Source organism: Nonomuraea sp. B208 (assembly GCF_057536035.1).
The window spans coordinates 372,373-394,305 of sequence record NZ_BAAJOU010000023.1 but is presented as its reverse complement, the minus strand read 5'-3'; the positions used below and the strand labels follow the sequence as shown (position 1 = coordinate 394,305).

Annotated in this window: 24 protein-coding genes and 1 riboswitch; of the genes, 9 read left to right on the top strand and 15 right to left on the bottom strand. The window is 73.9% G+C overall.

Annotated elements, in window-relative coordinates; translation table 11 throughout:
• Positions 1-709: 709 nt before the first annotated feature.
• From AC27IY_RS25755 to AC27IY_RS25745, 3 genes are all read right to left on the bottom strand, one after another.
• Entirely contained in the window at positions 710-1,156 is a 447-nt protein-coding gene (locus tag AC27IY_RS25755; RefSeq protein ID WP_344214773.1) for an SAV_6107 family HEPN domain-containing protein, read from the bottom strand.
• Positions 1,157-1,589: 433 nt separating this feature from the next.
• On the bottom strand, positions 1,590-1,781 hold the full coding sequence (locus AC27IY_RS25750; RefSeq protein WP_344214771.1) for a ferredoxin: 192 nt from the start codon (positions 1,779-1,781) through the stop codon (positions 1,590-1,592).
• 11 nt (positions 1,782-1,792) lie between these two features.
• Complete coding sequence (locus tag AC27IY_RS25745; protein ID WP_487179407.1) at positions 1,793-2,983, bottom strand: cytochrome P450; 1,191 nt, start codon at positions 2,981-2,983, stop codon at positions 1,793-1,795.
• A 96-nt stretch (positions 2,984-3,079) separates the two neighbouring features.
• On the opposite strand from AC27IY_RS25745, the gene AC27IY_RS25740 reads away from it, so the two are divergent.
• Positions 3,080-3,733 (top strand): TetR/AcrR family transcriptional regulator, encoded by a 654-nt coding sequence (locus AC27IY_RS25740; RefSeq protein WP_423472377.1) that lies wholly within the window; start codon positions 3,080-3,082, stop codon positions 3,731-3,733.
• Positions 3,734-3,756: 23 nt separating this feature from the next.
• Positions 3,757-4,308: a hypothetical protein gene (locus AC27IY_RS25735; RefSeq protein WP_487179406.1), complete on the top strand. Its 552-nt coding sequence runs from the start codon at positions 3,757-3,759 to the stop codon at positions 4,306-4,308.
• 7 nt (positions 4,309-4,315) lie between these two features.
• On the opposite strand, the gene AC27IY_RS25730 is transcribed toward AC27IY_RS25735, so the two are convergent.
• Positions 4,316-5,131 carry a L,D-transpeptidase family protein gene (locus AC27IY_RS25730; protein ID WP_487179405.1) on the bottom strand — a complete coding sequence of 272 codons (816 nt, stop codon included), beginning with the start codon at positions 5,129-5,131 and terminating at the stop codon, positions 4,316-4,318.
• 97 nt (positions 5,132-5,228) lie between these two features.
• On the opposite strand from AC27IY_RS25730, the gene AC27IY_RS25725 reads away from it, so the two are divergent.
• Complete coding sequence (locus AC27IY_RS25725; RefSeq protein ID WP_487179404.1) at positions 5,229-5,705, top strand: YbaK/EbsC family protein; 477 nt, start codon at positions 5,229-5,231, stop codon at positions 5,703-5,705.
• A 9-nt stretch (positions 5,706-5,714) separates the two neighbouring features.
• Positions 5,715-6,290, top strand: a complete 576-nt coding sequence (locus tag AC27IY_RS25720; protein ID WP_344214759.1) for a GNAT family N-acetyltransferase — start codon at positions 5,715-5,717, stop codon at positions 6,288-6,290.
• Positions 6,291-6,461: 171 nt separating this feature from the next.
• Here the strand turns inward: AC27IY_RS25720 and metF are convergent, their stop codons facing one another.
• On the bottom strand, positions 6,462-7,382 hold the full coding sequence (gene metF / locus AC27IY_RS25715; RefSeq protein WP_344214757.1) for a methylenetetrahydrofolate reductase [NAD(P)H]: 921 nt from the start codon (positions 7,380-7,382) through the stop codon (positions 6,462-6,464).
• Positions 7,383-7,488: 106 nt separating this feature from the next.
• Between metF and AC27IY_RS25710 the strand changes: the two genes are divergently transcribed.
• A complete protein-coding gene (locus AC27IY_RS25710) occupies positions 7,489-8,556 on the top strand; it encodes a polyprenyl synthetase family protein (protein WP_371250280.1) in 1,068 nt (355 codons plus the stop codon).
• 187 nt (positions 8,557-8,743) lie between these two features.
• Here the strand turns inward: AC27IY_RS25710 and thiE are convergent, their stop codons facing one another.
• Genes thiE through AC27IY_RS25695 form a run of 3 tightly spaced genes read right to left on the bottom strand, consistent with a single transcriptional unit; the run spans position 8,744 to position 10,934 of the window.
• Positions 8,744-9,385: a thiamine phosphate synthase gene (thiE, locus tag AC27IY_RS25705; RefSeq protein ID WP_487179403.1), complete on the bottom strand. Its 642-nt coding sequence runs from the start codon at positions 9,383-9,385 to the stop codon at positions 8,744-8,746.
• Complete coding sequence (locus AC27IY_RS25700) at positions 9,363-9,740, bottom strand: Rv2175c family DNA-binding protein (protein WP_344214751.1); 378 nt, start codon at positions 9,738-9,740, stop codon at positions 9,363-9,365. The genes thiE and AC27IY_RS25700 overlap by 23 nt, the downstream gene beginning before the upstream one ends.
• Before the next feature lie 30 nt (positions 9,741-9,770).
• Positions 9,771-10,934 (bottom strand): NAD(P)/FAD-dependent oxidoreductase, encoded by a 1,164-nt coding sequence (locus tag AC27IY_RS25695; RefSeq protein ID WP_423452770.1) that lies wholly within the window; start codon positions 10,932-10,934, stop codon positions 9,771-9,773.
• An 81-nt stretch (positions 10,935-11,015) separates the two neighbouring features.
• Positions 11,016-11,132: riboswitch (TPP riboswitch) on the top strand.
• On the opposite strand from AC27IY_RS25695, the gene thiO reads away from it, so the two are divergent.
• From thiO to AC27IY_RS25675, 4 genes are all read left to right on the top strand, one after another.
• A complete protein-coding gene (gene thiO, locus AC27IY_RS25690) occupies positions 11,120-12,241 on the top strand; it encodes a glycine oxidase ThiO (protein ID WP_487179402.1) in 1,122 nt (373 codons plus the stop codon). Its footprint overlaps the riboswitch before it by 13 nt.
• Positions 12,238-12,438, top strand: coding sequence for a sulfur carrier protein ThiS (gene thiS, locus AC27IY_RS25685; protein WP_344214745.1), 201 nt, complete (start codon positions 12,238-12,240; stop codon positions 12,436-12,438). The genes thiO and thiS overlap by 4 nt, the downstream gene beginning before the upstream one ends.
• Positions 12,431-13,186, top strand: a complete 756-nt coding sequence (locus AC27IY_RS25680; RefSeq protein ID WP_487179401.1) for a thiazole synthase — start codon at positions 12,431-12,433, stop codon at positions 13,184-13,186. The genes thiS and AC27IY_RS25680 overlap by 8 nt, the downstream gene beginning before the upstream one ends.
• A gap of 124 nt (positions 13,187-13,310) precedes the next feature.
• A complete protein-coding gene (locus AC27IY_RS25675) occupies positions 13,311-15,404 on the top strand; it encodes a Stk1 family PASTA domain-containing Ser/Thr kinase (RefSeq protein ID WP_487179400.1) in 2,094 nt (697 codons plus the stop codon).
• Between the two features lie 27 nt (positions 15,405-15,431).
• Here AC27IY_RS25675 and alc read toward each other — a convergent pair whose 3' ends face one another.
• The 7 genes from alc to AC27IY_RS25640 all read right to left on the bottom strand — a co-directional run bounded on the left by alc (position 15,432) and on the right by AC27IY_RS25640 (position 21,928).
• Positions 15,432-16,391 carry an allantoicase gene (gene alc, locus AC27IY_RS25670; RefSeq protein WP_487179399.1) on the bottom strand — a complete coding sequence of 320 codons (960 nt, stop codon included), beginning with the start codon at positions 16,389-16,391 and terminating at the stop codon, positions 15,432-15,434.
• Complete coding sequence (gene allB / locus AC27IY_RS25665; protein WP_487179398.1) at positions 16,388-17,704, bottom strand: allantoinase AllB; 1,317 nt, start codon at positions 17,702-17,704, stop codon at positions 16,388-16,390. The genes alc and allB overlap by 4 nt, the downstream gene beginning before the upstream one ends.
• On the bottom strand, positions 17,701-18,846 hold the full coding sequence (locus AC27IY_RS25660) for a glycerate kinase (RefSeq protein WP_487179397.1): 1,146 nt from the start codon (positions 18,844-18,846) through the stop codon (positions 17,701-17,703). Before AC27IY_RS25660 ends, allB begins: the two co-directional genes overlap by 4 nt.
• 130 nt (positions 18,847-18,976) lie before the next feature.
• Positions 18,977-19,189 (bottom strand): EF-hand domain-containing protein, encoded by a 213-nt coding sequence (locus AC27IY_RS25655; RefSeq protein WP_329580652.1) that lies wholly within the window; start codon positions 19,187-19,189, stop codon positions 18,977-18,979.
• A 50-nt stretch (positions 19,190-19,239) separates the two neighbouring features.
• On the bottom strand, positions 19,240-20,595 hold the full coding sequence (locus AC27IY_RS25650) for an 8-oxoguanine deaminase (RefSeq protein WP_487179396.1): 1,356 nt from the start codon (positions 20,593-20,595) through the stop codon (positions 19,240-19,242).
• Positions 20,592-21,065, bottom strand: coding sequence for a (2Fe-2S)-binding protein (locus tag AC27IY_RS25645; RefSeq protein WP_329580656.1), 474 nt, complete (start codon positions 21,063-21,065; stop codon positions 20,592-20,594). The genes AC27IY_RS25650 and AC27IY_RS25645 overlap by 4 nt, the downstream gene beginning before the upstream one ends.
• Entirely contained in the window at positions 21,065-21,928 is an 864-nt protein-coding gene (locus AC27IY_RS25640) for an FAD binding domain-containing protein (RefSeq protein WP_487179395.1), read from the bottom strand. The genes AC27IY_RS25645 and AC27IY_RS25640 overlap by 1 nt, the downstream gene beginning before the upstream one ends.
• Positions 21,929-21,933 lie beyond the last annotated feature (5 nt).

Here is a 21,933-nt window from a genome sequence, read left to right as displayed (position 1 = left end):
GAACCACGCGGACAGGTCGCGCACACAGGTCGCTAGTGACGACCGGCGATCGGGGCCAACGTCGCGCCGGTGGTCAGGCCGCGCTCACGGGCCAGCAGCCGGACCGGTGACCAGGCCGCGCCGATAGGCCGACGGCCGAGCCGGTGATCGGGCCACGCGGATAGACCGACGGTCAAATCGTTCTTACGAGCCGGCAGACAGGCCGGCGGTTGGGCCAGCGGACAGGCCAACGGTCGGGTCGGCGGCCAAGCGCACTGACGGGCCGACGGTCAGATCGCCCCGACGGGTCGGCGGCCAAGCCGGCGGGCTGGCGGACAGGCCATCAGTCTTGTCGGCGGGCAGGCCGTCCTACTGGGCCGATGTCACATCGCCCTGACGAACCGGCGATCAGGCCGGCGGGCAGGCCAGCAGTCGGGTCGGCGGGCAGGCCGTGTTGACGGGCCGACGGTCAGATCGCCCCGACGGGTCGGCGGCCAAGTCGGCGGGCTGGCGGACAGGCCATCAGTCTTGTCGGCGGGCAGGCCGTCCTACTGGGCCGATGTCACATCGCCCTGACGAACCGGCGATCAGGCCGGCGGACAGGCCAGCAGTCGGGTCGGCGGGCAGGCCGTGTTGACGGGCCGATGGTCAGATCGCCCCGACGGGCCGGCGGTCAGGTCGTCCCAGGTGTCCCCTCGTCGCCGTCAACGTCGGCGGCGGAGTCAGGTAGTCAGCCGGCGAGGGGGACGTTCAGTGGTAGTTGGGGCTGGACGGGAACCCCCAGCAGATCTTCGACGGTGGACACGAACGTGTCGGCCTCGGCCAGGATCTCGTCGGCGTCGGCCGCGCTGATCCGGCTGGTCATGCCCGCCTCCGCGGCGGCCCGCTTGGCGGCGGTCACCGAGAAGTAGGCGGCCCACTCGGTCAGGTGCGGCTCCGCCTCGGGCAGCAGGTCCCACGCGCTGCGCAGCTTGCGCCTGCGAGTCTCGCCGGGACGGGGGCGGGCGGCGAGCATCGCCGCGGCCGCTCTCAGGGCCGCCAGGTGCGCGGCCACGTATCGGGTCGCCGGGGTGCGAGCGGCGCTCGCCTCCGCCAGGCTGGAACGTGCGTCGGCCAGGTGTGCCCGGACCGCGGGCGACAGCCGGGGCCCGGGCGTGTCTCTCGGCCTTGGTGCCATCTTGCGCGCCTCCTCGAAATCGTGGGCGGCTGCCGGCATCTCCACCGGTGATGTCAACACTCTCAGACGCCACCGACATTTCCGCCGGGCCGGCCGGACGAGGAGCTTCCCCTCTCCCCGTCCGGCCAGGACACGCCCGTTCGTCTCCGCCGACGACGAGGACGTGACCTTCGCCCGTGGAGCCTGGCCGCGGGTCGCGCTTGGGGAAGCGATCAGCCCGCGACCAGGTCCTCGTGACGCTGAGCCGCGAGCCTCACCGTCACTAGGTCGAACATAATTTCGATCACCCTCCGATGTCAACCGGTTCCACGAACACAGGTTCGATGACCTTGAAGGAAAGCAGCTGGAAAGCAGGAAAGCCGCCGACGCGACGGCGTGTCGCGACGGCGGCGGCCACTGCTCGCAGCCCCTCCCGGCGGGAGGAGGGCGGCAGTCAGGTGGCGGAGATGGCGCCCGAGGGGCACAGGTTGACGGCCCGCCGTACGGCGTCCTCCTTGTCAGCCGGCACCTCGCGCCGCAGGACCAGCACCGTGCCCTCGTCCTCGCTCTGGTCGAACAACTCCGGAGCCGTCAGCGCGCACATGCCGGCACCGATGCACACGGTCGTGTCTGCCTTGATTTCCATGGTGATGACCTCTACCAGGTGACAGGGAGGCGGTGCACTCCATAGATGCTCATGTCCGAGCGCATCGGCACCTCCTCCGGCGTTACGGCCAAGCGTAGGCCAGGCAGGCGGCGCAGCAGCGCAGGGTAGGCGATGCGCATCTCCGTACGCGCGAGCTGCTGTCCGAGGCACTGGTGGATGCCGTGGCCGAAGCTGAGATGGCCCGTCGCGGGCCGGGTGACGTCGAGGGTGTCGCCGCCGGGGAAGCGCTCCGGGTCGCGGTTGGCGGCGGCGAGGCTGAGCGCGACCGTCTCCCCCGCCCTGATGAGGACGCCCTCGATCTCGACGTCCTCGACGGCGCTCCTCAGCGGTCCCAGGTGGACGATCGTGAGGAAGCGCAGCAGCTCCTCGACGGCGGTCTCGGCGATCGAGGGGTCGTCGCGGAGCGCGGCGAGCTGCGCGGGGTTGGTGAGCAGCGCGTACGTCCCGAGCCCGAGCATGTTGGCGGTGGTCTCGTGGCCCGCGACGAGCAGCAGGAACCCGACCCCGGTGAGCTCCTCGTCGGTCAGCTCGCCGCCCTCGATGAGCCCGCTCAGCAGGTCGTCGTCCGGCTTGTCGCGCTTGCGCCCGATGAGGTCGTGCAGGTAGCCCATGGTGCTGCCCACGGCGGCCAGCGCGTCCTCGACCTTGGTCTCCAGGTTGAACAGCACCCTGGCGTCCTCCTGGAAGCGGGCGCGGTCCTCGTACGGGACGCCGAGCAGCTCGCAGATCACCAGCGAGGGGATGGGCAGCGCGAACGACTCCACCAGGTCGGCGGGCGGCCCCGCGGCCTCCATGGCGTCCAGGTGCTCCTCGGTGATCTCCGCGATGCGCGGCTCCAGCGCCTTCATCCTGCGTACGGTGAACTGCCCGGTCAGCAGCCGGCGGAAGCGCGTGTGCTCGGGCGGGTCGGTACGCAGGAACATGCCCGGCGGCACCTGGAAGTCCTGCCGCTTGGCCAGCTCCATCCTGCCGGGGAGCGGCGGGTGCATCCCCTCCGGCCGGTTGGAGAAGCGCGGGTCGGCCAGCACCGCGCGGGCGGCGGCGTAGCCCGTGACGAGCCAGCCCAGATGGCCGTCGGCGAAGGTCAGGCGGTGCAGGGGTGCCTGCCGCCGTAGCTCGCCGAGCTCGTCGGGTGGGTCCAGCGGGCGCCGCCGGGCCATGGGAAGGGTCAGATCGGACATGCCTCGGCTCCTCTCCGAAACGTACTCCCAGAAAACCTCAGCCATTGCAAAATTGCAATGAATGAAAGAGAACTTCGCATGCAGTAAAGTTCGGACATGGCGGGACTTCGGGAGCGCAAGAAGCAGCGCACGCGCCGGGCGCTGATCGACGCGGCGCTCCGGTTGTTCGCGCGCAAGGGCTACGCCGACACGACGCTCGCGGAGATCGCCGCCGCGGCGGAGGTCTCCACCCGCACGTTCTTCAGCTACTTCAGCGGCAAGGACGACCTGGTCTTCCACGACGGCGAGGAGCGCATGGAGCGCGCGCTGGAGCTGCTGGCCGGCCGCCGCCCCGGCGAGACGGCCGCGGCGCTGCTGCTGCGGCTCGTCGAGGCCGGGTTCGGGTGGACGCTGGAGGACGAGGCGCCGACGTTCGAGGAGGCCGAGCTGCGGATGCGGCTCATCATGGACGAGCCCGCCCTGCGGGCGCGGGCGCTGCTGCTCATGTACGACACCCAGCTCAAGCTGGCCGCGGCCCTCCGTCAGGCGTGCCCGGACGAGCTGGACGAGGTCGAGGCGGCCGCCGCCGTGGGCGCGCTGTTCGGGGCGGTCAAGCTGGCCGTGATGGCGCACGTCGGGCACGAACGGTCGCTGAAGGACCTCCAGACGACCGGCATGCGCGCGGCCGAGCTGGCGCTGGAAGGGCTGCGCTCCATCGAGGCCCGGGCCGCCGGCCGGATCCCGGTCGAGCCGCCGGGGATGGCAAGCTGAGACCGGTCGAGCAAGGGGGGCGCATGACGGGCGGCCGGGGGCGGCGGATCGGGGTGGCGCTGCTGGTGTCGGGGCCGGTGCTGGTGGCGGCGTACGCGCTGGCCGGGCGGACGGCTGTCCATCAGGCCGCTGAAGCGCAGGCGCGCGGCCCCCGATGGGAGGGCGGCCGGATCGACGCCGACGGCCTGACCTCGCTCGGCGTGGACGCCTGGCGCGTGGTGGCGCTGACCGCCCTGGTCGTGGGGGTGGCCGCGCTGGCCTACCTGGTCATCGGGCCGCTGCTGGGGCGCGGCGGGCGGGGGCGGACGTTCCTGCTCGTGCTGTCGGGCTTCTTGATCGTGCCGTACGCGCTGGGCTGCGTGGTGGCGTTCGTCAACCCGCCGCGGATCCTGGGCGGTCTCTACCAGGCGGCGGACTTCGTGGCCGGTCTGCCCGCCTGGCAGCCGGCCACGGCCTTCCTGCTGCCCGCTGCGGGGCTCGCGCAGGCCGCAGGGCTGGCGCTGACGGCCCGCCGCAGGCCCGCCGAGGCCCCGCGGACACCGCTCCGGGAGGAGGAGCCCCGTCCCGCGTCCTGAGGCCCGCTCACAGCCCTCTGAAGCGGCCTCGTACGTGCACCGGCACGCCCTTGCCCAGCATGCCGGGCAGCGCCTCGGCCACGTTCATCGGCAGGCGGACGCAGCCGTGCGAGGCCGGGGCGAGCGGCACCGAGAGCGCGCCGTGGAAGGCGATGCCGCCGTTGAAGAAGATCGGGTTGTACAACTCGCCGAGGTAGGACCGGTGCCAGCCGCTCGCGCGCCAGGTGGTGCGGTAGTCGCCGGTGGGGGTGGTGGCCGAGCCGCAGAAGCGCTGCTCCTTGCCCTGCCACACGGCGGTCTCGCAGTACGGCACGCCGCTGCCGGAGGAGATGTGCGTGATCAGCTCGGGCCTGCCGCCGACGTACAGCACCATGATCTGCTTGCTCAGGTTGACCTCGGCGCGGGTCGCCCGGCCGCGCGGCACCAGGACCTTGGGGGCCCTGGGGCTCTCCAGCGCGTCCCAGGTGCGCTTGGCGATCGTGCTGGTCGGCTTGATCCCGTTGACCTTCTGGAACGCCCACACGGCGGCCAGCGTGGTGCCGCCGTAGCTGCCGTCGGCCTTGCCGGGACGGTAGCCCAGCTCCGTGAGCCGCCGCTGCACCCAGGTGACGGCCTTGCCCTTGGCGCCCAGCTTCAGCGTCTTGCGCGGGGCTGCGGGAGCGGTGGTCGCGGGACCGGCCTGTGCCCCCGCGGGCGCGACCGCCGTCGCGGGGGTGGAGAGGCTCCGCGCGGGCGGGCTGAGCGCCGCCGTGCCGCATCCCGAGAGCGTTAAGGCTCCGGCCGTCAGCAGAGCCGCCATTCCGGGCAGTCGCGAAACTCCCACCCGTACCACCTCTCATGCCGTGGACAACGGATCACAGGACCCTACACCAGTCACCATGAACGGGTAATGAAGCCGTCAACCTGTTTAGAGTGTCCCCATGTCTGAGAAGTTGCCACCAAACGCCGTCGTCGTGCAGGCCGCCCTGCGCGAGCTGGGCGCGGACGGCGAGGTCATCGTGCTGCCGGAGAAGGCGCCCACGGCGGCCACCGCGGCGGCGCAGCTCGGCTGCGAGGTCGGCGCCATCGCCAACAGCCTGATCTTCGACGCCGACGGCGAGCCGCTGCTGGTGCTGACGAGCGGCGCGCACCGCGTCGACACCGCCCTCATCGCCCGTACGGCGGGCGCGGCGCGGGTGCGGCGGGCCACCCCCGAGTTCGTCCGGGCGGCGACCGGCCAGCCCATCGGCGGCGTGGCCCCGGTCGGGCATCCCGCGCCGGTGCGCACGCTGGTGGACAACTGGCTGGGCAAGCACGAGGTGGTGTGGGCGGCGGGCGGGCATCCGCTGACGGTGTTCCCGACCACGTTCGAGGAGCTGGTGGGGATCACCGGAGGCGTCGCGGTGGACGTCGAGTAGGGTGCGACGGTGATCGAGTTTCGCGGGGCGGGACCGGCCGAGTTCACCGAGCGGCTGGACACGGTGATCGGCATTTACACGGCCGCGATGCGCCCGCCCGCGGACCAGATCGCCGGCCGCAAGACCATCATGCGCAACCACGCGTCATATCCCTATTTCCAGGCTTATTTCGCAGAATTGCGCGATTCGTCCCTTTCGCCGGGTCACCGCGAGAAGCCGTACGTCGTCGGCTTCGCCTACGGTTTCCGCGGCGCGCCGGGGCAGTGGTGGCACGACGTCGTGCTGCGGGCGCTCACCGAGCGGACCGGGCCCGAGGCCGCCCACGCCTGGCTGGGCCACGCCTTCGAGCTGGCCGAGATCCACGTGCACCCCGACTACCAGGGCAAGGGCATCGGCCGCGCGATGATCAGGACGATCTGCGCGGGCCGCCCCGAACGCTCGGCCGTGCTGTCCACCCACGACCAGCCGACCGCCGCCCGCCACCTCTACGCGAGCCTCGGCTTCGTCGACCTGCTGTCCGGGTTCGTCTTCCCCGGCGGCTACGAGGAGTACGCCATCGCGGGCCGCCCGCTCCCTCTCCCCTGAATCGTGGTTTACCGCGTGATGACCTCGGGCATGAGTCATCACGGAAAGTGACCGACCCTTTACCGACCGATCCGGTTACCCTGCCGTCATCCGCCCGGTCCCCCTGCGGGCGGATGACGGCCCGCACCCGCTCATGGACGAGCCTTTACGCGGGCCTCTCAGGCGGGCCTCTCAGGCGGGCAGCGAGGCCGGCTCCAGGCGCTGGAACACCTCGCGGGAGGCGCTGGAGCGGTTGAAGGTGATGAAGTGGATGCCCGGCGCGCCCTCGTCCAGCAGCCGCTGGCACAGCTCGGCGCCGTGGTCGATGCCGAGCCGCCGCACCGCCGCGGGATCGTCCTTGACCGCCTCGAAGCGCGCCGCCACGTCCGCCGGGAACGGCGCGCCCGACAACTGCTCGGAACGCGCGATCGTGCTCATCTGGGTGACCGGCATGATGCACGGGATGATCGGCGTGTCGCAGCCCTGGGCCGCCACCCTGTCGCGCAGCCGCAGGTAGTCGTCGGCCTGGAAGAACATCTGGGTGATGGCGTAGTCGGCCCCGGCCCGGCACTTGCGTACGAAGTAGTCGGTGTCGGACTCGATGGACTCCGAGCGCGGATGTTTGTACGGGAACGCCGCCACGCCCACGCAGAAGTCGCCCGCCTGGCGGACCAGGCGTACGAGCTCCTCGGCGTAGAGCACGCCCTCGGGATGCCGCACCCACTCGCCCGTGGGGTCGCCGGGCGGGTCGCCGCGCACGGCCAGGATGTTGCGCACCCCGGCGTCGGCGAAGCGCCCCACCAGGTGGCGCAGCTCGCGAACGGAGTGGTTGACCGCGGTGAAGTGGGCCACGGGGGTCAGTGTGGTGTCGTGCGCGATGCGCTCGACGATGTCGACGGTGCGGTCACGGGTGGAGCCGCCGGCGCCGTAGGTCACCGACACGAACGTCGGCCGCAGGGACTCCAGCTCCCTGATCGCCTTCCACAGCTGCCGCTCGCCCTCGTCGGTCTTCGGCGGGAAGAACTCGAACGAGAACGTGCGTTTGCCGGAGGCGAGCATGTCGCGGACGGTGGGGACACGTCCCGGCAGGACGGAGGGTCGACCAAGCGCCATGCCCCACAGGTTACAGGCAGCGGCGCGGCCCGCCGTGGCCGCGGATCGGCGCCGCTCGCGCGCGCCCCGATCGGAACCGCTCGAACCGGCCACTAGTCTCGGAGTCATGACCAGTGACGCCGCGAGCATGGACGTCCTGCGCACGCGGGTTGAGCGTGCCCTGGGCGCCTTCGTCGAACGCCAGCTGCCCGCCTCCGGTGACCCCGACTTCCAGCCGCTCCGCACGGCCGCCGAGGACCTGCTGGCCGGCGGCAAGCGGCTGCGGCCCGCGTTCTGCTACTGGGGGTGGCGCGGCGCGGGCGGCGCGGACGGCCCCGGCATCTTCACCGCCGCCGCCTCCCTTGAGCTGCTGCAGGCCAGCGCGCTCGTGCACGACGACGTGATGGACAAGAGCGACCTGCGCAGGGGCATGCCGGCGGCGCACCGCCGCTTCGAGGCGCTGCACGAGAAGGAGAGCTGGCACGGCTCGGCCGCGCAGTTCGGCGAGGGCGCCGCGATCCTGCTGGGCAACCTGCTGCTGATCTGGTCGGGCGAGATGTGGCGCACGAGCGGGCTGCCCCGCGAGTCGCTGGAGGCGGCCCAGCCCGTGCACGACCACATGCGCACCGAGCTGATGTGCGGCCAGTACCTCGACCTGCTGGAGCAGGCCCACGGCGAGAACACCTTCGACTCGGCGCTGCGGGTGGCGCTCTACAAGAGCGGCAAGTACTCCGTCGAGCAGCCGCTGCGGCTCGGCCTCGCGCTGGCCGCCCGCGAGCTCGCGCCCTGGATGGACGAGCTGTGCACCGGCTACGGGCGGCGGGTCGGCATCGCCTTCCAGCTCCGCGACGACATCCTCGGCGTCTTCGGCGACCCGGCGCAGACCGGCAAGCCCGCGGGCGACGACCTGCGCGAGGGCAAGCGCACCATGCTCGTGGCGCGCACGCTCTCCGCCGCCTCCCCCGTCGAGGCCGCGACCGTGCGGCGCCTGCTCGGCGACCCCGGCCTCGACGAGGACGGCGTCGCCACGCTGCGCGGCGTCATCGAGGGCACCGGCGCGCTGAGCGCGTGCGAGGGCCTCATCGGCGACTACCTCGGCGAGGCGCTGGCCGCGCTCGACCGGGCCCCGGTCACCGAGGAGGCGCGCACAGCGCTGAAGGAGCTGGCGATCGCCGCCACGTCCCGCACCACCTGAGCGGCCGCGCAGGACAGCTGAAGGAGCTCGCCATCGCTGCCACGTCCCGCACCACCTGAGCGGCCGCGCCGGACAGCCCAAGGAGCCGGCGATCGCCGCCACCTCCCGCACCACCTGATCAGCCGCGCAGGACATGCGAGCGCCGCCCCGCCGGAGGGCGGGGCGGCGCGAGGGTCGGGTGGGTGGGTCAGGCCGCCGCGGCCAGGCGCTTGGCGAACTCCGCCGCCGCCGCGCCGGGATCGTCGGCCTCGGTGATGGCGCGCACGACGACGACCCGGCGCACGCCGTACGACAGGACCTCGTCGAGGTTGCCGAGGTCGATGCCGCCGATGCCGAACCACGGCCGCGCCTCGCCCAGCGACGCCGCGTGCCGCAGCAGCGACGGGCCGGGGGCCGGGCGGCCGGGCTTGGTCGGCGTGGGCCAGATCGGCCCGCAGCAGAAGTAGTCGACGCCCTCCTCCACGGCCGCGGCGGAGGCCTCGGCGGCGGAGTGGGTGGACCGTCCGATGACGATGTCGTCGCCGAGTATCTCTCGCGCGACCGTCGTGGGAAGGTCGTCCTGCCCCAGGTGGAGCACGTCGGGACGGGCGGCGTGGGCGATGTCGGCCCGGTCGTTGACCGCCAGCAGCTTGCCGTGCCGGTCGCAGGCGTCGCGGAAGACCTCGAGGAGGGCGAGCTCTTCGCGGGCCTCCAGGCCCTTCTCCCGCAGCTGGACGATGTCCACGCCGTTAGCCAGCACCGTGTCGAGGAACTGCGCGAGGTCGCTGCGGTCGCGGCGGCCGTCGGTGCAGAGATAGAGGCGGGCGTCAGAAAGCGAGGGCCTGGGCACGCCGCTTGACCTCTGTGTGACGGCCGGCCTTGATCGCCTCGATGGGCGAGCCTGGCAGCGAGTCGTCGGGGGTGAAGAGCCAGCGCAGGGACTCGGCGTCGTCGTAGCCGGCGTCCTGCAGCACGGTCAGGGTGCCGGGCAGGCCCTTCATCACGTCCTTCCCGTCGAGGAACACCGCGGGCACCTGCGGGGACCCGCTGCCCTCCCGGCGTACGCCGAGGAGCTTGTGATCCTTGAGGAGTTGCTTGGCCCGCCCGATCGGGAGTTCCAGGCGCTGGGCCACTTCGGGGAGCGTGAGCCACTCGCTGACGAGCTGGTCGGTCTCCCGGTCGATCTGTGCAACAGAAAGCGTCACGGAACCACAACTACCACATGCCGTGCTTGCTCAAACAACACAATCCCGTAGGGGGACGTCTGGATCTACCAGGCGTTCCGCGTCCAGCCGGGAGCCCGCGCCGATGATGCGGCGGCCCTGGACGAGGTCGCGCGGCCGGTCGACGGCGAACACCGCGGCGAGGGTGTCGTCGTCCCTCAGCCAGACGGCCGACCACTTGCCCTCGGGGCCGCCGCGGTAGAGCAGGCGCTCGCCCGCGGGGTGATGGCCGGCGTACTGGACCATGTGCCCGAACTGCTCCGACCAGAAGTACGGCACCGGGTCGTAGACGGCGTCCTCGCCGAGCAGGCTCGCGGCGGCGACCTCGGGGGCGTTGAGCGCGGTGTCCCAGTGCTCGACCCGCAGCCGGTCCTGGAAGCGGCGCGACCACCAGGCGGCGCAGTCGCCCACCGCGACCGTGCCGGGCAGCGAGGCGCGCAGGTGCTCGTCCACGACGACGCCGTTGTGCAGGTCGAGGTCGGCGTCGGCCAGCCACTGGACGGCCGGGCGCACGCCGATGCCGGCGACGACCACGTGCGCGTCGAGGAACTCGCCGCCGACCAGCTCGACGCCGCCCTCCTCGACGGAGTGGACCATGGCGCCGAGCCGCAGGTCGATGCCGTCGTACCAGCGTTCGGTGCGGGCGCCGATCTCCGGGCCGACGGCGGTGGCGAGCGGCGCGGGACCGGCCTCGACCACGGTGACCGCGCAGCCGGCCCGGCGGGCGGCCGTGGCCACCTCGGCCCCCACCCAGCCCGCGCCGGCGACCACGACGCGGGCGCCGGGCACGAGCGCGGCGCGCAGCTCGTGCGCGTCGTCGAGGGTGCGCAGGACGTGCTGCGGGCCGTCGCCGGGCAGCCGGACCGGGTCGGCGCCGGTGGCGATGACCAGGCCGTCGTAGCGCAGCTCGCCCTCGGTGGTCTCGACGGCGCCCGGCCGCAGCGCGGTGGCGGACACGCCGGGACGGAAGGCGACGCGCAGCGCGGCGAGGTCGGTGTCGACGAACGTGGTGTCGGACTCCCCGAGCAGCACGCTCTTGGTCAGGGGCGGACGGTCGTAGGGGCGATGGCGTTCCCGCCCGACGAGGGTGATCCTGCCGCCGAATCCGCGCCCGCGCAGCGCCTCGACCGTGCGTACGCCGGCCAGGCCCGCTCCCACCACCACGACATGGTCCACGACCAAGACCATAGACGGGTACGGGGCCCGGCGGCGAAGGGGGGCGTGTCTGGCGCCGCCGGCGAGGTCGTAGGCTGGGGGCGTAAGACGCGCGGGAGTCCGGCCGTGACCGGGCTGAGAGGAAGGCTGCACAGGGCCTTCGACCGCAAGACACCTGATCCGGATCATGCCGGCGAAGGGAGCGCATGGTGGAGGTCATCGTCGGCGGCGGGGTCGTCGGGCTGTCGGTCGCGTGGCGGCTGGCGCGGGCGGGGCGGCCGGTCACCGTGGTCGATCCCGACCCCGCGGGCGGGGCCTCGCACGCGGCGGCGGGCATGCTGGCGCCGGTCAGCGAGGTGACCTACACCGAGGAGCCGCTGTTGCGGCTGGGCCTGGCGTCGCTGCGCCGCTGGCCGGCCTTCGCGGCCGAGCTGGCCGCCGACGCGGGGCTGCCCGAGGGGGCGCGCGGGGTGGACCTGCGCGCGGAGGGCACGCTCGACGTGGCGTTCGGGGCCGACGACCTCGCGGCGCTGGACGAGCTGGCCGCGTTCATGGACAAGCTGGGGCTCCCGGTGGAGCGGCTGACCGGGCGTGAATGCCGCCGCCTGGAGCCGATGCTGGCGCCGTCGGTGCGCGGCGGCCTGCTGGCCGCCGGCGACGCCTGGGTGGACCCGCGCCGGGTGACGGCGGCGCTGCTGGCCGCGCTGGAACGGCGGGAGGTGCCGCTCGTCCGCGCCCGGGTCACCGCGCTGCTGCGCGAGGACGAGAGGGCGGGCCGGGTCACGGGTGTGCGGCTGGAGGGGGGTGCCGAGTTGCCCGCCACGACGGTGGTGCTGGCGGCCGGGGCCTGGAGCGCGGCGCTGGCCGGGGTGCCGGTGCGGCCGGTCAAGGGGCAGATCCTGCGCCTGCGCTCGCCGCAGCCGCTGCTGACCCGGTGCGTACGCGGCTCCGTGCACGGCTCCCCCGTCTACCTCGTCCCCCGGGGCGACGGCGAACTGGTGGTCGGCGCGACCCAGGAGGAGCTGGGCTTCGACACCCGGGTGACCGCCGGCGGCCTGTACGAGCTGCTGCGCGACGCCAGGGAGCTGGTGCCCGGCGTGACCGAGCTGGAGCTGGCCGACGTGGTGGCGGGCCTGCGCCCCGGCACGCCGGACAACGTGCCGATCGTCGGGCCGGCCGGGGACGGGCTGGCGCTCGCCACCGGACACCACCGGGGCGGCGTGCTGCTCGCGCCTCTGACGGCGGCCCTGGTGGCCGGGGAGGCGGGCGGCGAGGAGGGCGGGCTGGCGGCGTTGTGCTCGCCGGCGAGATTTGGAGAGATCGCATGATGGTGCAGATCAACGGGGCCACGCACGAGGTCGCCGACGGGACGACCGTGGCGCAGGCCGTACGGGCCCTGACCGCGGCGACCACCGGGGTCGCCGTGGCGGTCAACGACGAGGTGGTCACGCGCGGCGCATGGGAGACCACGGCGCTGCGCGAGCGCGACCGCGTGGAGGTGCTGACGGCGGTGCAGGGTGGATGATCTGATCATCGCCGGGGAGAAGTTCTCCTCCCGGCTCATCATGGGCACCGGCGGCGCCCCCTCGCTGGAGGTGCTGGACCAGGCGCTGGCGGCCTCCGGCACCGAGCTGACCACGGTCGCCATGCGGCGGCTCGACCCGCACGCCCGCGGCTCGGTGCTCGACGTGCTGCGCGAGCGCGACATCAAGGTGCTGCCCAACACGGCCGGCTGCTTCACGGCGGGCGACGCCGTGCTGACGGCCCGGCTGGCCAGGGAGGCGCTCGGCACGAACTGGGTCAAGCTGGAGGTCATCGCCGACGAGCGGACGCTGCTGCCCGACCCCATCGAGACCTTCGACGCGGCCGAGCGGCTGGTGGCCGACGGGTTCGTGGTGCTCCCGTACATCGGCGACGACCCGGCGCTGGCGCGGCGGCTTGAGCAGGCGGGCTGCGCGGCGGTGATGCCCCTGGGCGCGCCGATCGGGTCGGGCCTCGGCATCCGCAACCCGCACAACATCGAGCTGATCGTGGAGGCCGCGTCGGTACCGGTGATCCTCGACGCGGGGATCGGCACGGCCAGCGACGCCGCGCTGGCGATGGAGCTCGGCTGTGACGCGGTGCTGCTGGCGACGGCGGTCACCCGGGCCCAGCGCCCCGACCTCATGGCGGCGGCCATGAAGGCGGCGGTGACGGCCGGGCGGCTGGCGCGGCAGGCGGGGCGTATCCCGCGCCGCCGCTACGCCGAGGCGTCCTCCCCCATGATGCCCTGACGCGGGAGACAGGAGGGACGCGCCGGGGCTCGCGGGGCTCCGGCGCGTCGCAGGGGGCACGGCTCGGCATCGGTTTCGGGCGGCCGGGCCCTGCCGGTGCCAAAACGCCCGTAAACTCAGCGGGGTGGATACGACGACTGCGGACCCTCTGGTCGGGCGGCTCCTCGATGGACGCTATCGCATCGAGAGCCGGATCGCCCGGGGCGGTATGGCGACCGTCTACCTGGCGCTCGACGTCCGGCTGGACCGGACCGTCGCGCTGAAGGTCATGCACCGCTCGCTCGCCGAGGACCCGGCGTTCGTCAGGAGGTTCATCGGCGAGGCGAAGTCGGTGGCCAGTCTCTCCCATCCCAACGTCGTGCACGTCTTCGACCAGGGCACCGACAACGACGTCGTCTACCTGTCGATGGAGTACGTGCCGGGCCGCACGCTCCGCGACGTCCTGCGCGAGCGCGGCCGGCTGCCCGCCCGCGAGGCGCTGGAGATCCTGATCCCGGTGCTGGCCGCCCTGGGCGCGGCCCACCAGGCCGGCATGGTGCACCGCGACGTCAAGCCCGAGAACGTCCTGATGACCGACGACGGGCGGGTCAAGGTCGTGGACTTCGGCCTGGCCAAGGCCATCGAGGCGACCAACCAGACGCGCACCGGCGTGATGATCGGCACCATCGGCTACATGGCGCCCGAGCAGGTGCTCACCGGCGCGGCCGACGTGCGCAGCGACGTCTACGCGGCCGGCATCATGCTGTTCGAGCTGGTGACCGGGCAGCAGCCCTACGACGGCGAGACGCCGATGTCGATCGCCTACCGGCACGTCCACGACACGGTGCCGCCGCCTTCCGCGCTGGTGCCCGACGTGCCGCCGCTGATCGACACGCTGGTGGCGCAGGCGACCGCGCGCGAGCCGCACGACCGGCCGAAGGACGCCACGGCCCTGCTGGTGGCGGCGGTCGACGCGCACCGCATGCTGCCGCGCACCACGCTCCCGCCGACGCCGCAGGGGCAGCCGTACGGGCCGGGGCCGGGCTCCGGGCCGGTGCCGTTCCCCGGCTCGGGCGCGATGACGGGCGCGAGGGCGGTGTCGGGCGCGGTGTCGGGTGCGGTGTCGGGCGCGGTGTCGGGCGCGGTTCCTGGAGCGTTGTCCGGCCCGATGGCCGGGTCCGGGGCGCAGTTCCGCCCGCAGCCGCCGTCCCAGCCCAACGACCGCACCGCCGTGCACGCGGCCCCGTCGATGCCGCAGGACGCCCCCGCGCACACGCTCATCCAGCCGCGCGTCGAGGTGCCCGAGCCGGCGCGGCGGCGCGGGTTCCGGCCCAACTGGTTCCTGGTGGCGCTGGCCGTCGTCATGGTCGCCGCCATCGCGCTGACCGGGTGGTTCTTCGCCCAGCCCGACTACGTCAAGGTGCCCAGCCTGGTCGGCAGGAACATGCTGCTGGCCGAGCAGAGCGCGGTCAACGGCGGCTTCAAGGTCAAGAAGGCTCCCGGCCAGTACTCCGAGAAGACCGCCGAGGGCCTGGTGCTGGCCACCGAGCCGGTCGCCGGCACCGAGGTCGAGCAGGGCAGCACGATCACGCTGACGCCCTCGCTCGGCCCCAAGCGCGTGGTCGTGCCCAACGTCACCGGCATGACCGGCAACGACGCCCGCGCCGCGCTCGCCAAGGAAGGGCTCACCCCGGGCTCGGTGAAGCGCCTGCCCAACACGGAGGTCGAGCGCGACAAGGTGATCCGCTCCTCGCCGCAGGTGGGCGAGAAGGTCAAGGAGGGCGCGCGGGTCGACATCTTCGTCAGCGCCGGCCTGCTGATGCCCGACGTCGGCGGCATGCCGAAGGACGAGGCCGCCGCCTACCTCGGCCAGCAGGGCTTCCAGGTGCAGGTCCAGGAGGTGGACGACGACGCCGAGCCGTGCACCGTCATCGCCCAGGTGCCGAAGGCCAAGTCCGAGGTCGACGGGGGCGCGCAGGTCATGGTCACGGTGGCGCGCTGCCAGACCGACTTCTGGCAGTGGTTCGGCCAGGGCGACACCCAGGCCCGCGACGACCAGCAGCTCGCCATCGTCCCCCAGGTGATCGGCAAGAACGTCAACGACGCCCGCCGTGACCTGGAGGCACAGGGCTTCAAGGTGCAGGTCCACCGGCTCGGAAACCGCGGCGTGGTGCAGTTCCAGCGCCCGCTCCCCAACAGCGAGCGCCCGGCCGGAGCCACCGTCCACCTCTGGCAGTGACCCCCGGACTGACCCCCGGACGCCGGGTCAGGGCGTCAGGTGTCCGTGGAGGCGGACCCGCGCCAGGCCGCCGTCCGGGTGGATGTCCACCCGCACATGGGTGACCGGCGCGGCCGCCGCCAGGCGGAAGCGGTGCGGGGTGTCCGGCTGCAGGCGGGTGCGCGGCAGCAGCTCCACGGGCGCGGCCGCGCCGGGCTCGCCGTCGAAACCGGTGAGGGTGACCGCGGCGGGGGCGTTGAAGAGCAGGTTCGTGGTGTCGATCTCGGCCAGCACGGGCACGCCGCGCCCGGCCAGCCGGATGATCAGCCAGTCGTTGCCGCCGTCCCGCCGCCGCGCGGTCTCCCAGCCCTCCGCCTGGTGGCGGGCCAGGCCGGGGGCGATGACGTTGTGGGGGGCCGAGTAGAAGTCGTCGGAGCAGGCGGTGACGACGCCGCCGTTGGCGAGGGCGGCCAGGTCGAGGCCGAGGCCGTCGTACACCGACAGGTCGGGTCGGGGTTCGCCGTGCGCGCGCAGCCGGGCGACGCCGCCGTCAGGGAAGATGCTGAGCCGTACGTGGGTGGCGTGGAAGCCGCCCGCGACCTCGAAGTGGTGCTCGGCGTCGCCCTTCAGCGCGGCCCGCGGCACGATCTCCGTCCACGGGGCGGCCAGCAGCTCGGCGGGTGACGGGTGGCCCTCGACGCGGGCGGCCTCGACGGTCGCGTACGGCGGGTAGTTGCCCTTGAACCAGGCGGTGTCGATCACCACGCCGCGGATCACCCCCGGCACGCCGAGCCGGACCAGCGCCCAGTCGTGGCCGGGCTCGCGCCGGCGGCGGGTCTCCCAGCCGTCGTACACCTGGCCCTTGGGCCCGAAGTTCTCGGGGCGGAAGCCGGGCCGTCCCGGCCGGATCAGGCTCTCCTTCTCGGCGAAGGACTCGTCGCTGGCGGCCACGACCGCCCCGCCGAGGGTGCGCAGGGCGAGGTCGGGCAGGGCGGTGAAGCGGGTCATCCCGTGCTCTCTCTCAGGAGGAGTTTCCCGTGCGGCTCGCCGTCCACGGGCCGGCCGCGGAGCCAGGTGGTCAGCACCACGCCCTTGAGCACCTGCCCGTGGTAGGGGGTGACGGGGTTCTTGTGGTGCAGGCGGGCGGCGTCCACGGCGTGCGTGGCGGCCGGGTCGAAGGCGACGAGATCGGCGTCGTTGCCCGGCGCGATCGCGCCCTTGCCGGCGATCCCGGCCAGCGCGGCCGGGGCGGCGGCCATCCAGCGCGCCACGTCGGCGAGCCGGTGCCCCCGGCGGGCCGCCTCGGTCCACACGGCGGACAGGCCGAGCTGCAGCGAGGCGATCCCGCCCCAGGCCGCGGCGAAGTCGGGCACCTTGAGGTCGGCCGTGGACGGCGAGTGGTCCGACACCACGCAGCTCAGCGTGCCCTCGACCAGCCCTCGCCACAGCAGGTCGCGGTTGGCCGCCGAGCGGATCGGCGGGCAGCACTTGAACGCCGTCGCGCCCTCGGGCACCCGTTCGGCCTCCAGCGTCAGGTAGTGCGGGCAGGTCTCCGCGGTGACCGGCAGGCCGTCGGCGCGGGCCGCCGCCAGCACGTCCAGGCAGGCGGCGGCGGAGACGTGCAGGACGTGCACCCGCGCGCCGGTCTCCCTGGCCAGCTCCACGAGCCGGCGGACGGCGGCGCGCTCGGCCGCCTCCGGCCGCGAGGCCAGGAACTCGGGGTACGTCGGCCCGCCCGGCTCCGCCAGCAGCGCCGGGTCCTCGGCGTGCACCACCATGAGCCCGCCGAACCCGGCCACCTCCTCCAGCGCCCGCCGCAGGTCGCCGCCCGCCAGCGGCGGGAACTCCGGCACCCCCGACGGCGACATGAAGCACTTGAAGCCGAGCACGCCGCGCTCGTGCAGCGGGCCCAGCTCCTTGACGTTGCCCGGCACCGCCCCGCCCCAGAACCCGACGTCCACGTGGCACCGCCCGCGCGCGGCGGCCAGCTTGGCCTCCAGCGCGGCCACGTCGACGGTGGGCGGCAGCGCGTTGAGCGGCATGTCGACGATCGTCGTGACGCCGCCCGCGGCCGCCGCCCTGGTCGCCGAGGCGAACCCCTCCCAGTGGGTGCGGCCCGGCTCGTTCACGTGGACGTGCGTGTCCACCAGGCCGGGCAGCAGCGCGAGGTCGCGCAGGTCGACGTCCTCTGCGGCGTCGAGCGGGGCGTCGTAGGCGTGCAGGGCCTCGATCCGCTCCCCCCGTACGGCCACCGCGGCGGGCCGCTCCCCGTCCGGCGTGACGGTCCTGCGGGAGCGCACCACGAGGTCGAACGGCGTCATGGCGTCCCCTCCGCGAGGCGGCGGTCGGCGGCGATCCCGGCGGCCAGGCGTTCCAGCAGGGGGCCGGCCTCCGCCATGCAGCGATCAGGGTCGGGCTCCAGGTCGGTGAGGGCGTAGGCGGCCTCGATGCCGGCCGCCTTGAGCTCGGCGTCGGAGAGCGTACGCCGCCCGCAGACGGCGACGACGGGCACGCCGGCCCTGGCCGCGGCCTGCGCGACCCCGATGGGGGCCTTGCCGCGCAGCGACTGCTCGTCGAGCGAGCCCTCACCGGTGATCACCAGCCGGGCGCCGGCGGCGTGTTCGCCGAAGCCGAGCAGCCCGAGCAGGTAGTCGATGCCGGGGCGGATCTCGGCGTGCAGGAACGCCAGCGCCGCGAAGCCGACGCCGCCGGCCGCGCCCGCCCCCGGCGCGCCGGCCACGCCCATGGCCCGGACGATGTCGTCGTGCTCGACCGCGCCCATCAGCCCGTGCGTACGGGTCGCCACGGCGGCCAGCCGGGTCAGCCCCGACTCCAGGACCTTGACGTCGTCCGGCGTGGCGCCCTTCTGGGGGCCGTACACGGCGGCGGCGCCGTGCGGGCCGAGCAGCGGGTTGTCCACGTCGCTCGCGACCACGAACGAGACCTTCGACAGGTCGGGGAAGCCGGACAGGTCGATGCGGTCCAGCGTGCGCAGCGCCGCCCCGCCCCTGGGCAGCTCGCGGCCCTCTGCGTCCAGCAGGCGGGCGCCGAGCGCCTGCGCCATTCCCGCGCCGCCGTCGGTGCACGCGCTGCCGCCGAGCCCGAGGACCACGCGCCTGGCGCCGTGCCGCACCGCGTGCGCGACCAGCTCGCCGGTGCCGTGGCTGGTGGCGGTCAAAGGCTCGGGCCCGGCCGGGAGCCGGCGCAGCCCGGACGCCTCGGCCAGCTCGACCACGGCCGTGGCGTCGCCGGGGTTCCAGGCGTAGGAGGCCGTGACGCGCTCACCCGTCGGCCCGGTGACCTCGATCGTGACGCGTTCGAACCCGCAGGCCACGGCGGCGTCAACGGTGCCGTCGCCGCCGTCGGCCACCGGCAGCTCCACCGTGGGCACGCCGAGCCCCGCCGTCACCCGCGCCGCCACTTCCGCCGCCGTCAGCGACCCCTTGAACTTGTCCGGAGCCACCAGAACATGCTGAACCACTACCAACTCCCACATGATGATGAACAATGGCCGCACACGCCTTCCTGCCCGGTGCGAGCGGGCAGGAGGGCGTGCCTCATCATCCTGGCATCACGGGCGTGGCGGGCCTGCGTCAGGAGACGGTACGGATGAACTCCTCCAGGGAGTAGCGGCCGTCCTGGTCGGAGTCGGCGCTCTGGCTCAGCGCGCCCAGCGCCTCGGCCGGCAGGTCGGGAAAGTGCTGCTTCAGCTCGCTCTCGCTGATGTAGCCGTCGCCGTCGGTGTCGATCGCGGCGAAGGTGCTCTTGAGCCGCGCCAGCCGCTGTTCGGGGAGTTCCGCCGTCACGGGGCCGCCTTCCGGGGGGATGTTCGATCAGGACATCCACACCTTAACGGTCATGCCGTGCCTCCGGCCCGTTCGAGCAGCCTGCGCCCCGCCTCTGCGCCTGCCCGTCCGAGCGCGTCCTGGGAGGCGGTCCTGAGCTCGCCGTCCGCGACCACCGTACGCCCGCCGACCAGCAGCCGGACGAGCGGCAGCGCGGGCCCGAAGACCAGCGCGCAGACCGGGTCGGCGACGGCCGCCGCGTACGGCCCGTCCACCCGCCACAGGGCGACGTCGGCGAGCTTGCCGGGCTCCAGCGTGCCCAGCTCGCCCTCGCGGCCGAGGTTGCGCGCCCCGCCCAGGGTGGCCAGCTCCAGTGCCTGGCGGGCGGTCAGCGCCCGGGGGCCGTAGCGGGCCCGCTGGAACAGCAGGGCCTGGCGCATCTCGCCGGCCAGCGGCGTCAGCTCGGAGGAGGCGGCGCCGTCCACGCCGAGGCCGACGTTCACGCCGCGCCGCAGCATCTCCGAGACGCGCGCGATGCCGGCCCCGAGCCGGCCGTTGGAGGACGGGCAGTGGGCGGCGCCGGTGCCGGTGATGGCGAGCTTGGCGATGTCGGCGTCGCTGAGGTGCACCGTGTGCGCGAGCCACACGTCAGGGCCGAGCCAGCCCAGCTTGTCCATGTAGTCCACGGGCCGCAGGCCGAACTGCTCCAGGCAGTGCTCGTCCTCGTCCACGGTCTCGGCGAGATGGGTGTGCAGGCGTACGCCCATGTCCCGCGCCAGGGCGGCCGACTGCGTCATCAGCTCGCCGCTCGCCGAGAACGGCGAGCACGGCGCCACCGCCACCCGCAGCATCGAGGAGGGCGACGGGTCGTGGTAGGCGTCGACGGCCTCGGCGGTGGCGGCGAGGATCTCGTCCAGGTCCTCGACCACCTCGTCCGGCGGCAGCCCGCCCCGCGACTCTCCCCTGTCCATCGAGCCGCGGGCGGGATGGAAGCGGAGCCCGACCTCGCGCGCCGCCTCGATCCCGGCCGCGAACAGGTCGCCCCGCCCCTTCGGGAACAGGTAGTGGTGGTCGCTGGAGGTGGTGCAGCCGGACAGCGCCAGCCAGCCGAGCCCGGCCGCCGAGGCGCCCCTGACGATCTCGGCGTCCATGGCGGCCCACACGCGGTAGAGCGCCACCAGCCACTCGAACAGGGTGGCGTCCTGCGCGAGCCCCTGGGAGGCCCACTGGTAGAGGTGGTGGTGGGTGTTGACCAGCCCGGGGGTGGCCAGGCAGCCGGTGCCGTCGAGGCGTTCCGCGCCGGGCGCGTCGGGGGCGGGGCCGGGGCCCAGCCCGGCGATCCTGTCGCCCTCGATCCTCAGCCAGCCCGCGGGGATCTCGGAGCCGGCGACCGGCGCGAGGTGCACGTTCTCGATGATCAGGCTCATCCGGCGGCCCCTTTCCTGGTGGCGGCCAGGCGCACCGCGTCGAGGATCTTCTCGTAGCCGGTGCACCGGCACAGGTTGCCCGCCAGCGCCTCGCGGATCTCCGCGTCGGACGGGTCAGGCAGGCGTTCCAGCAGGTCGTGCGCCTGCACGAGCAGCCCGGGCGTGCAGAAGCCGCACTGCACGGCCCCGCACTCGACGAACGCCTCCTGCACCGGGTCGAGCCTGTCCCCCTCGGCCAGGCCCTCCACGGTGCGCACCCGCCGTCCCTCGGCCTGCCCGGCGGCGACCAGGCAGGAGCAGACCGGCTCGCCATCCAGGTAGACGGTGCACGAGCCGCACTCGCCCTGCTCGCAGGCGTTCTTGGAGCCGGGGAGGCCGAGCCGCTCACGCAGCACGTACAGCAGGCTCTCGCCCTCCCACACGCCGTCGGCGCTCTCCTCGCGGCCGTTGACGGTGAACGTGACGCGCATCAGGCCGCCCTCCTTCCTCGGTGGTCGTTCCAGGCCCAGGTCAGCGTGCGGCGGGCCATGACGTCGAGGGCGCGCAGGCGGTAGGCGGCGGTGCCGCGTACGTCGTCGATCGGCGCGGCCGCCCCCGCGCACAGCCGCCCGAACCGCTCGACCAGCGCCGGGTCGAGCACGGGCGCGTCCCAGTCGAGCTCGCGCGCCATCAGCTCCTCGGCCTCCTCGGCCCGGCGCGGGGTGGGGGCGGCCGAGCCGATGCCGGTGCCCACCCGCCGCCGCGCGGGGTCGAGCGCGATCGCGAACGAGCACACCGCGATCACCATGGCGTTGCGCGTGCCGACCTTGGAGAAGTACTGGGGACCCGGCGCGCTCGGCACGCGTACGGCCCTGATCAGCTCGTCCGGCCGCAGGGCGCTGCGCTTGACGCCGAGGTAGAACTGCGCGGCGGGGATCGTCCGCACGCCCCCGTCCCGCGACTCCACCTCGATCACCGCCCCGGCGGCCAGCAGGGGCGGATGGCTGTCGCCCGCGGGCGAGGCCGCGCCGAGGTTGCCGCCCACCGTGCCGCGGTTGCGGATCTGCGGCGAGCCGACCGTACGCGCCGCCTGCGCCAGCCCCGGCACGACGCCGCCCAGCTCCTCGACGATCACCCGGTACGGCACCCCGGCCCCGATCCGGCACTCCCCGCCGGCCACGGACCACTCCCGCAGCTCGGCCACCCGCGTGAGGTCGAGCAGCGCGGGCGGCCTGCGCACCGCGAAGTTGATCTCCACCATGACATCGGTGCCGCCCTGGAGGGGCACCGCCTCCGGCTGGTCCGCCTTGGCGGCCAGCGCCTCCGCCCACGTCGTGGGCCGCAAGAAGTCCATCGTGG